General features: G+C 66.8%; 7 protein-coding genes and 1 pseudogene. All 8 read left to right on the forward strand.

Annotation, left to right across the window (positions count from 1 at the left end):
* Positions 1–72: 72 nt before the first annotated feature.
* Positions 73–2,139, forward strand: coding sequence for an ATP-dependent DNA helicase (locus Mal64_RS15245; protein ID WP_146401777.1), 2,067 nt, complete (start codon positions 73–75; stop codon positions 2,137–2,139).
* Positions 2,140–2,382: 243 nt separating this feature from the next.
* Positions 2,383–3,279 carry a DUF4394 domain-containing protein gene (locus Mal64_RS15250; protein ID WP_197525802.1) on the forward strand — a complete coding sequence of 299 codons (897 nt, stop codon included), beginning with the start codon at positions 2,383–2,385 and terminating at the stop codon, positions 3,277–3,279.
* Positions 3,280–3,501: 222 nt separating this feature from the next.
* Positions 3,502–4,296 (forward strand): imidazole glycerol phosphate synthase subunit HisF, encoded by a 795-nt coding sequence (hisF, locus tag Mal64_RS15255; protein ID WP_146401781.1) that lies wholly within the window; start codon positions 3,502–3,504, stop codon positions 4,294–4,296.
* A 437-nt stretch (positions 4,297–4,733) separates the two neighbouring features.
* The gene (locus tag Mal64_RS15260) at positions 4,734–5,882 is read left to right on the forward strand and encodes a type IV pilus twitching motility protein PilT (protein WP_146401783.1); all 1,149 of its coding nucleotides are present in this window, start codon (positions 4,734–4,736) and stop codon (positions 5,880–5,882) included.
* Positions 5,882–7,795, forward strand: coding sequence for an ATPase, T2SS/T4P/T4SS family (locus Mal64_RS15265; RefSeq protein ID WP_146401785.1), 1,914 nt, complete (start codon positions 5,882–5,884; stop codon positions 7,793–7,795). The genes Mal64_RS15260 and Mal64_RS15265 overlap by 1 nt, the downstream gene beginning before the upstream one ends.
* Before the next feature lie 80 nt (positions 7,796–7,875).
* Positions 7,876–8,499 (forward strand): CvpA family protein, encoded by a 624-nt coding sequence (locus Mal64_RS15270; RefSeq protein WP_146401787.1) that lies wholly within the window; start codon positions 7,876–7,878, stop codon positions 8,497–8,499.
* Between the two features lie 40 nt (positions 8,500–8,539).
* Complete coding sequence (locus Mal64_RS19920) at positions 8,540–9,316, forward strand: hypothetical protein (RefSeq protein ID WP_197525803.1); 777 nt, start codon at positions 8,540–8,542, stop codon at positions 9,314–9,316.
* Positions 9,317–9,651: 335 nt separating this feature from the next.
* A pseudogene (locus Mal64_RS19925) lies at positions 9,652–10,048 on the forward strand (hypothetical protein); the annotation flags it as partial.

The raw sequence follows: 10,048 nt of genomic DNA on the forward strand, positions 1-10,048 counted from the left end.
ACGCCAAGAGCACCAAGTTTTAGACCCCCAACCCTTCTTGGCGTCCTTGGCGTCTTGGCGGTTCCGACTTTCATGGACGACAACCAACCGCTCACCGTCGCCGACATCCTGGGCCCCGAGGGCTCGATCGCGCGGCGGCTCGACGCCTACGAAGACCGCCCGCAGCAGTTGGCGATGGCCGAGGCGGTCGCCAACGCGATCCGCAACAAGCGGCACCTTGTGGCCGAAGCGGGCACCGGCGTCGGCAAGAGCTTTGCCTACCTCGTGCCGGCCATCTTGGCCGCCACCGAGGCCGAGGCGGCCAAGCCCACCGACAGCGGTAAGCCCGCCGACGGCAAGAAGGCGGGCCCCAAGCGTGTGGTCGTCTCGACGCACACGATCGCGCTGCAAGAGCAGCTCATGCAGAAGGACCTGCCGCTCCTGAACGCGGTGATCCCGCGCGAGTTCTCGGCCGTCTTGGTGAAGGGCCGCGGCAACTACGTGAGCCTGCGACGCATGAACGCCGCGCTCAACCGCGCGGGCGCCCTGTTCGACCGCGACGAGCAACTCGCCGAGTTGCGTGAGCTGGCCGCTTGGTCCAAAGAAACGCACGACGGCTCGATCGCCGACCTGCCCAAGCGGCCCGACCGGCGGGTCTGGGACGAGGTGGCCAGCGACTCGGGCAACTGCTTGGGCCGCCGCTGCCCCACGCACAGCAAGTGTTTTTACTACGCCGCCCGCCGCCGCATGCAGCACGCCCAGGTGCTGGTGGTGAACCACGCGCTGTTGTTCAGCGACATCGCCCTGCGGCGCCGCGGCGTGAGCCTGCTGCCCGACTACGACACGGTGATCCTCGACGAGGCGCACACCGCCGAGGGGATCGCCGGCGACCACCTGGGGCTGCGTGTCACGTCGGGCGCGGTCGAGTACCAGCTCAACAAGCTCTACAACGACCGCACGCAGAAGGGCCTGCTCGTCGCGGGCAAGTTCCACGACGCGATGCAGCAGGTCGACCGCACCCGCGCCGCCAGCGACGAGTTCTTCTCCGACCTGTGGGAGTGGGGCGTGCAACACGGGCCGAAGAACGGCCGGGTCGACCAGGCCAACGTCGCCGGCCCCGGCCTCTCGGCCGAGCTGCAAGTGCTCGCCCGCAAAGTGAAACGCGTCGGCGACGGGTTCGACAACGATGTCGAACGGCAAGACTACCTGGCGGCCCACGACCGGCTGGTCGGGCTGGCGGGCGAGATCGAGGCGTGGCGCACGCAGTCGGACGACGGCTGCGTCTACTGGCTCGACCACCAGTGGAGCCGCCGCGGCGCGCCGCGCGTCGACCTGGGCGCGGCGCCGCTCGACGTCGGCCCCGGTTTGCGCGAAGGGCTCTTCGACCAAGTCTCCACCGTGGTGCTCACCAGCGCGACGCTCGCCATCGGCCGCGACTCCAGCGGGCCGGTCGCCCCCAGCGGCGCCAAGGACCACGGCTTCGACTTCTTCCAGTCGCGGATCGGCCTGACGCAGTGCGACTCGGTGCGACTGGGAAGCCCGTTCAACTACGCCGAGCAGGCACGGCTCATCACGCTGCGCGACATGCCCGACCCCAGCTCGCAACGCGACGCCTACGAGCACGCCTGCGTCGCCCGGCTCAAGCACTTCCTGGCGGAGAGCGACGGGCACGCGTTCGTGCTGTTCACCAGCTACGAGATGATGCGCCGCACCGCGTCGATGCTCACGCCGTGGCTCGCCGAGTGGAACCTGCGCCTCTTGAGCCAGGCCGACGGCATGCCGCGCACGCAGATGGTCGAAGAGTTCAAGGCGAACCCACGCAGCGTGCTCTTCGGGGCCGACAGCTTCTGGCAAGGCGTCGACGTGCCGGGCGACGCGCTGAAGCTGGTGGTGATCGCCAAGCTGCCGTTCAGCGTCCCCGACCGGCCGCTCTTGGAGGCCCGCCTCGAAGCGATCCGCGCGTCGGGCGGCAACCCGTTCCGCGACTACCAGTTGCCCGAGGCGGTGCTCAAGTTCAAGCAAGGCTTCGGCCGTCTGATCCGCAGCAAGAGCGACCACGGCACGGTTGTGTGCCTCGACCCTCGGCTGGAGACCAAGCCTTACGGGCGGCTGTTTCTGGAAAGCCTGCCGGAGTGTCGGCGCGAAGCGGCGCGCGCTTAGCGCGGCGGTTTAATTGGCGTGGCCGCCCGGCCGCGATTCTTTTTTGCGTTTCTCTGCGCTTCGACCCATCCGCTCTTGGGTGCTGGTCGTATTTCTTGAGCTGGCGACGTGGTGTGCCGACAACCGCACGGCGCGTGGCCCGTCGTTTGCGATAGCCCTGCAACTCAATCACCCGGGACCTCATCCCGACACGATCTCTCGACGGCTCCTTCCGTCGAGTCACCACCTAAGGAGAAAGCTATGATGAAGCATCTACGAGTTAGCGCCGCGTGCGCAGCCTTGCTGCTGGCTAGCGCCGGGCAAGCTCAAGCCGAACGCGCCTTTGGCTTGACCACCCAGAACGGCATCCTCGTGTTCGACACCGACAACCCAAGCACCTCGGTCGGTGGCGGTCCCGTGACCGGCTTGGCCGCCAACGAGACACTCGTGGCGATCGACTACCAGCCATTGAGCCGCGAAGTGCTGCTGCTTGGCAATCAGAGCAATGTTTATCGGATCGACGACTCGGCGTCGGACTCGCTGTTCAGCGTGACGCAGGTGTCGGGCCCCCTCGATCCCGCCTTCGAAGGGATCAGCTACGGCTTTGACTTCAACCCGGCCTTGGCCAGCGGAGAGTTCGCCCGCATTATCACCGACACCGACGACAACCGGGTGATCAGTGGCTTCACCGGCGAGTACCTCGGCGGCCCCAAGACCGACGTGTTCTACGCCACGGGCGACAGCAACGAAGGCGTCGACCCCAACATCGCCGGCATCGCCTACGACACCAACATCGCCGCGGCGCCCGGCACCCAGCAGTACGGCATCGACGCCTCGCTCGGCGTGCTGACCACGGTGGCCAATAACGCGGGCACGCTGGAGACGGTCGGCTCGCTCGGGATCGTCGGCTCGATCACGAACGAACTCGGCTTCGACATTTCCGGCGCCACCGGTACGGCGTTCGCCGCCATCCAGACCGGCCCGAACTCGCAGCTCTACACGGTCGATCTGACGTCGGGCCTCGCTACCTCGCAAGGAACGATCGGCAGCGGCGACTTGATCCGCGGCCTGACCCTCGTGCCGGTGCCGGAGCCGACTTTGATCGCTCTGGTGGCGATTGCCGGTCTCGGCTTGGTCGCCCGCCCCCGCGTAAAGGCTTGATCGAGCTTGCGGCAAGATAAAATAGGAACGTCATATCGAGCCCCGGCGAGCCTTCGCCGGGGCTCTTCTCATGGTCCCCGCGGCGTCATTCGGCGGGTGGCGGGGACACAGCATCCTGCGGCGAACGCCCTCCCGCGGTGGTACACGCCCCGCCGCCGGGGCTCGGGCCGTCACAGAGGGCGGTCCCTACAGCAGATCGTTGCTTGTGACTATTCTGGTGTCATGCTCGCAGCCCGTGTGATTCCCTGTCTCGACGTTCACCTCGGCCGCGTGGTCAAGGGGACGAACTTCGTCAACCTCCGCGACGCCGGCGACCCGGTCGAGGTGGCCAAGCGCTACGAGGCCGAGGGGGCCGACGAGTTGGTGTTCCTCGACATCACGGCCAGCCACGAGGGCCGCGACATCATGCTCGACGTGGTGCGCCGCACCGCCGAGGAGGTGTTCATGCCGTTCACCGTGGGGGGCGGCATCCGCACGCTCGAGGACGCCCGCCAGTTGATCCAGGCCGGCGCTGAGAAGGTGAGCATCAATTCGGCGGCGGTCCGCACGCCGGAGCTCATCACCCAAGTGAGCCGCGCGTTTGGCGCCTGCGCCACGGTGGTCAACATCGACCCGAAGCGAGTGCAATGGACCGCGGAAGACGGCTCGACGCGGGAAGCTTTGGAGGTGTTCATCAGCGGCGGCCGCACGCCCACCGGGCTGGAGGCCGTGGCCTGGGCGCAGGAGGTCGAGCGGCTCGGCGCCGGCGAGATTGTGCTCACCAGCATGGACTGCGACGGCACGAAGGACGGCTACGACCTGGAGGTCACCGCGGCGGTGAGCACGGCCGTGGGCGTGCCCGTTGTGGCGAGCGGCGGCGCCGGCCATCCCGAGCACCTGGCCGACGCCATCCTCAAGGGCAAGGCCGACGCTGCCCTGGCGGCCAGCATCTTCCACTTCGGCGAGTTCTCGATCGCCGAGACCAAGCGGATCATGGCCGAGCGCGGCGTGCCCGTCCGTATGCCGGCGGCCGGCTAAGGCGAGCCGGCGGGTGTAAGCCCCCGGAGAGGCCCCACAAAACCGGTTGCCCTAAGGGCCATGGCTCTCTGGGGTTGGCTCCGAGGGGCCTGGCTCATGAAGATCTGCCTCCGGGGGTCTTGCGCCCGCCGGCCCTTCGGCTGATCGCAGGCCGCTGGCCGCGGCCTAGCAACGGCTTGGCGTAGCGGGCCGGAGAAAAAAGGGGGGCGTTCCACGTTGCGGCCAATCGTGTGTAAGATAAGGGATTGCCGAGCCCCCGCCGGCGGGGGCCCTGGAGCCCCCGGGCTGGACCCTCGGCGCCAAGCCCCGACGCGGCCCGCCGCCGCATCGGCCCCCTCGAAACAGAGCCGTCGCAGGCGTTCCTTGCGCCCGGCGAACCGAATCGCGCGGCCGCCGGACGCCGCCCGACGCGTGGAACACAGAGGAGACCCCCAGCCATGTCCTCGGTCCCCGACCCGGTCAAAAGCGGGTTGATGCCCAACCCTACCGACCTGGAGGTCAACAAACTCTTCCGGGCGTGCGTTAAACTCGAGGCGAGCGACCTCCACATGAAGGTCGGCAACCCGCCCATGGTGCGCGTCGGCGGCACGCTGCGGCCGATGAACCGCGGGCCGGTCGACGACGAGGAGATGGTGCGTCTCCTATATCCGTTGATGAACGACCGCAGCCGCAAGATCTTCGAGCACGACGGCGGCGCCGACTTCGCCCACACCCTGCCGGTGGACGGCACGGAGTGGCGGTTCCGGGTGAACCTGTTCCAGCAGTTGGGCCACATGGGCCTGGTCGCCCGGCGCGTCAACTCGTGGATCCCCGACTTCGAGGGGCTCAACCTGCCGCCCTCGGTCCAGAACCTCTGCACCTACGACCAGGGCATGATCCTGCTGGCCGGCGTCACGGGCTCGGGCAAGAGCACGACGATCGGCTCGATGCTCAACTGGATCAACCACAACTACCGCAAGCACCTGCTCACGCTTGAGGACCCGATCGAGTTTGTCTTCACCGAAGACAAGTGCCTGATCAACCAGCGGGAGGTCGGCTTCGACGTGGTCGACTTCGAGGTCGGCATGAAGCACGCCGTGCGTCAGGACCCGGACATCATCCTGGTCGGCGAGATGCGTGACAAAGAGACCTTCATGACGGCCATCCACGCCGCCGAGACGGGCCACTTGGTGTTCGGAACGATCCACGCCTCGAGCGCGGCGTCGACGATCGGCCGTATCTTGGACCTCTTCCCCCAAGACATGCACCCGGCGCTCCGCAGCGCGATCGCCTTCAACATGAAGGGGATTATCGCCCAGAAGCTGCTCAAGAGCATCAAGCCGGAGGTGAGCCGGGTGCCCACCGTCGAGATCATGACCTTCACCCCGCTGATCCGCAAACTGATCCTCGAGGAGGACGACTCGAAGCTGGGCGACGCGATCCGCATCGGCGCCGAGGACGGCATGCAGGACTTCACCCAGAGCCTCAAATCGCTGGTGGACCAGGAGCTGATCGACCGCGAGATCGCCATGGAAGTCGCCCCCAACCGCGAGGCGCTCAAGATGGCTCTCAAGGGAATCAACGTGGCCCAAGGCGGTATGGTTTGATGCAGCATAGAATCATCCAACTCGTCGCCTCCCTCGCCCTGCTGGCGTTGCTGGCCGGGCCCGCGTTCGCCCAGGGCACGCTCAGCGAGTTGGGGGCGGTCAACAGCGCCCGCAACGAGATGATCCGTGGGGACGACAACCCGCAACAAAACAACAACCGCCAAGCGGATCAGGCCGAAGAGCCCCCCGCCGACGAGGGCGAGGATGAGGGCGAAGCAGCGGCCGCGGCCGCTGTCGTCGACAAGGACAAGTGGAACGACGAGCACTCGATCCGCCGCCGCACAGCGCCCGCCGTCAGCTGGTTGAAGCTGCTGGTGGTGGTGATGGTGTTCGGCGCCTGGGTACGCTCGGCCGACTGGATCAACCGCGACGCGCAGGCCTACGACCTGAACCACGGCGTGTGGAACGCCGCCGCGGTGGGCCCGTTCGCCATCGGCTCGTTGCTGCTGCTGATCCTGCCCGCGTTCGCGGCGGGGTTCTCGATCTACACCCTGGCTTGGCTCGCGCCGCTGATCGCCTACAGCGTGTTCCGCAACAAGCAGGTCGAGCGGCACGAGCGGGTCTTCACGCCCGGTTGGTTCCGCTTCCAGCTCGCCATGCTCGGCAAGAAGGTCGGCCTGAACATGGGCGCCGAGAAGATGGCCGACTACGAGAAGGGCCCCCCGGTGGACCTCAAGGCCCGCGGCGGCCCCGACACGCGGACCAACGACGCCAACTTGCTGACGGCCCGCCAGTCGCCCGGTTTCGTGCACGTCAAAGAGCTCGTCGCCGACATCGCGACCCGCCGCGGCGACCGAGCGGTGCTCGACTATGGCGCCGAGGCCGTGGGGATGCGTTATTACATCGACGGCGTGTGGGTCGATGGCGAGCCGCGCGACCGCGAGATGGGCGACATCATGCTGGCCGTCATGAAGCAGCTGGCGAACCTCAACCCGACCGAGCGCCGCAAGAAGCAGTCGGGCGAGTTCGGCGCCGATTTCCAAGGCCAGAAGTACACGGTCAAAATCAAGAGTCAGGGCGCCAAGAGCGGCGAGCGGGTCGTGGTCTCGCTCACCGGCGCGAAGAAGCCGCTCGCCACTTACGAGCAGCTCGGCATGCGTGAGAAGCTGCGTGACCAGGTGATCGACATCATGGCGAGCGACGCCGGTTTGGTCGTTTTTTCGGCGATGCCCGACGGCGGCCTCACCACGCTCACCGACATCGCGCTGCTCGAGACCGACCGGCTGATGCGTGACTTTGTCATGATCGAGCCGCAAGGCGCCGAGGACCGCGAGTTCGAGAACATCGAGCCGTGCCGCTACAACCCGGCGGCCGGCGAGACCCCCGCCACGCTGATGCCGCGGCTCATCCGCAAGTACCCGAACGTTTACGTTTGCCGCGACTTCGTCGACGCCGAATCGGCCAAGGCGCTCCTGGGCGAATCGCTCGATGGCAAGCTGGTGGTCACAACGACCTACGCGAAAGAGGCGCCCGAGGCCCTTCTGCGGCTGCTGCAGAAGAAGGCGCCCCACAAGGAACTCGCTCAGTCGGCGATCGCCTCGATCAACACCCGGCTGATCCGCACCCTCTGCGACGAGTGCAAGGTGGGCTACGAGCCTTCGCCCGAACTGCTGCGCAAGCTCGGCATCCCGGCCGGCAAGGTCGAGACGCTCTACAACCCGCCCAAGCCCGAAGAGGTCGACAAGCCCTGCAAGAAGTGCCAGGGCATCGGCTACCACGGCCGCACGGGTCTCTTCGAGGTGCTGCTGCTCGACGACCAGGTTCGCCAAGTCTTGCTCAAGCAACCCAAGGTCGACGCGCTCCGCAAGGCGTCGCGGGCGGCCGGCATGCGAACCTTGCAGGAAGAAGGCGTGTTGCTCGTGGCGAAGGGCTCGACCTCGCTCGCCGAATTGTCCCGTGTGCTGAAGCTCTAAGACAGGTTGCCCGTCGCCAACCGCCCGCCGCTAACCACGCGTCACCACACCCACCCCCGCCTCGCTCCCGTCGATCCACCATGGTGTACTTCGTTATCTTCGGCATCGTGCTCTTCGTGACGGTCGCTATGACCGTGGCCGAGGGGCTGTGGAACAACCTGTTGCTGCTGTTCTGCGTGGTGCTCTCCGGGCTGACAGCCTTCGGGCTGCACCAGCCGCTCACCGTGATGCTCGACGAGCGGACCGACGGCAGCTACACCTACCTGCTGGACATCCTCGTGCTGTGGCTTGTTTACGCGGTGACGGTCACCCTGCTGAAGACCCTCACACAGCAGCTCTCAAGGGTGAAGGTCGCGTTCGAGCCCAAGCCGCTGGACCAGTTCGGCGGCATCGCGGTGGGAGTGCTCACCGGCTGGTTGCTGGCAGGTTTCACGCTCGCCACTTTGCACACGGCCCCACTGGCGCGCGATTACTTCGGCGATAAACTCGATTACGGCTTAACCCGTAAGGAGGCCGAGGCCAACATGGCCAAGGTCTCGCCGATAACGACCCCCGACGCCGCCTGGCTCGCGCTAACCGAGGCCGCCCTCTCACCGGCGGTTTTGGGTGGCGAGGGATTCTCCGCGTCGCTCTACGCCAGCAGCTACGCCCAACACCGCGACAAGTTTGGGAAGATCACCGACTCGATCGTTAAACGCAGGTAGCCCGAAGAGGCGACTCGATCGGACGACGCACGGAATGAGCATGACCGAGCAGCACGCGACCGAAGGAATCGACGACCAGGAGTCGTACCGCCCGCTCAGCCTGATGGCAGTGGCCGGGCTGCTGCTCGCGCTGTTCTCTGCCTTGGCGTTGGTGGTCCCCTCGCTCGCCTATGCGCCGTGGGTGGCGGTGGCCGTCTCTTGGATGGCCGTGCGCAGGATCGACGCCAACCCGGCGTTGCTAGCCGGGCGTACTCTGGCGCTCGCCGGCGTGGCGATCGCCGCCCTGATCGGTTCGACCGAGGTCGCCAGCCGTGTCGTGGAGCACCGCACCCACACCGCCGCAGCGCACGCCGCCGCAGAGCGGTTCCTCGATGCCCTCTCACGGGGCGACGCCGCGGGGGCGCTGGCGCTGACTTACTCCTCAGGCCAAACACCCTCGCCGCCGGCTACGCACGATGAGCACGCGGGGCACGATCACGAAGGGCACGATCACTCGGAACACGACCACGCCGCGCACGACCACGATTCCGAGGAGCATGCCGCGCCCGCTTCCTCGTCGGAACTCGATCTATTCCTTGCGAATCCGATCGTCGCCAAGCTGCTGGGCGCCGCCGAGACGGCCGAGGCTGAGTTGGTGAAGTTTGATCCCGTGCAAAAATTCAGCTCGCGTGAGCTTGGCCTCCGCGCGTTGTGCCGGGTCGGTCTCCCCGCCGAGGCCGGCGGCGAAACCGAGTTCGCGATCTTTTTTGCCCGCGCCTCGCTGGTCAACGGCCCCACCAGCCCCTGGCGTGTGGTCCGCGTCGCGGAGCCGGAGTGATACGCGGGCTGCGATGACTTTGCGGCCCCTCCGTTCTCGGCCTTGGTCGCGGCTTGCCGTGAGCCAACGGTTCGGCGCGGGGCTGGCCAGCCGGACGCCTCTCGCCAGCCGTCACAGTTTGACGCATTCTGCTCAAACTGCCCCGGTTTTCTCGTTTCTGGGCTTGAAGGCCTTGTGCTCTCCGCGGGGCAAGGGTCGATACGAATTGCGAGGCCGGAGCTGACAGCTCTGTGAGCCGGCGCGTTCGCCGGTTGACGCCTCGACTGAACACGCAAGTTCCCGTTCGCGAGCATTCCACGTACACGGCCGCGAGTATCCCCAGAAGGAGTCTGAAGGTGAAAACTTTGAAATGGACGATGGGCGTGGCCCTGATCGCCCTGGGAGTCAGCCCTGTGCTGGCCCAGTCGGAGATCCAAACGGCCTTTAACTATCAACTCGCTTGTTGCGAAGAGCCCAGCTGCTGCTGCGACGAGCCCTCCTGCTGTGCCGACCCGTCGTGTTGCGCCGATCCGTCGTGCGGATGCGACGACGGTTGCTGCGGCGACGGCTGCTGCGACCCGTGCGGTTGCGGCTCGAGCTGCTCGCTGCTGGGCGAGTGCTGCCTGGGCGAGCCGTTCCGTCTGCGTGACGAGCTGCTCAGCAGCTGCTCGCCTTGGGACTTCGGCATGTGGACCCAGATCGGTTACCACAGCGACCGCGCCCGGGCCTCGTTCGCCGACAACGACGCGTTGT

The organism is Pseudobythopirellula maris (assembly GCF_007859945.1).
Lineage (GTDB): Bacteria > Planctomycetota > Planctomycetia > Pirellulales > Lacipirellulaceae > Pseudobythopirellula > Pseudobythopirellula maris.

What these genes read in the sequence shown, in the direction of transcription:
- Mal64_RS15245 (WP_146401777.1), top strand. Translation starts at nt 73, where the DNA reads ATGGACGACAACCAACCGCTCACCGTCGCCGACATCCTGGGCCCCGAG.
- Mal64_RS15250 (WP_197525802.1), top strand. Translation starts at nt 2,383, where the DNA reads ATGAAGCATCTACGAGTTAGCGCCGCGTGCGCAGCCTTGCTGCTGGCT.
- hisF (WP_146401781.1), top strand. Translation starts at nt 3,502, where the DNA reads ATGCTCGCAGCCCGTGTGATTCCCTGTCTCGACGTTCACCTCGGCCGC.
- Mal64_RS15260 (WP_146401783.1), top strand. Translation starts at nt 4,734, where the DNA reads ATGTCCTCGGTCCCCGACCCGGTCAAAAGCGGGTTGATGCCCAACCCT.
- Mal64_RS15265 (WP_146401785.1), top strand. Translation starts at nt 5,882, where the DNA reads ATGCAGCATAGAATCATCCAACTCGTCGCCTCCCTCGCCCTGCTGGCG.
- Mal64_RS15270 (WP_146401787.1), top strand. Translation starts at nt 7,876, where the DNA reads ATGGTGTACTTCGTTATCTTCGGCATCGTGCTCTTCGTGACGGTCGCT.
- Mal64_RS19920 (WP_197525803.1), top strand. Translation starts at nt 8,540, where the DNA reads ATGACCGAGCAGCACGCGACCGAAGGAATCGACGACCAGGAGTCGTAC.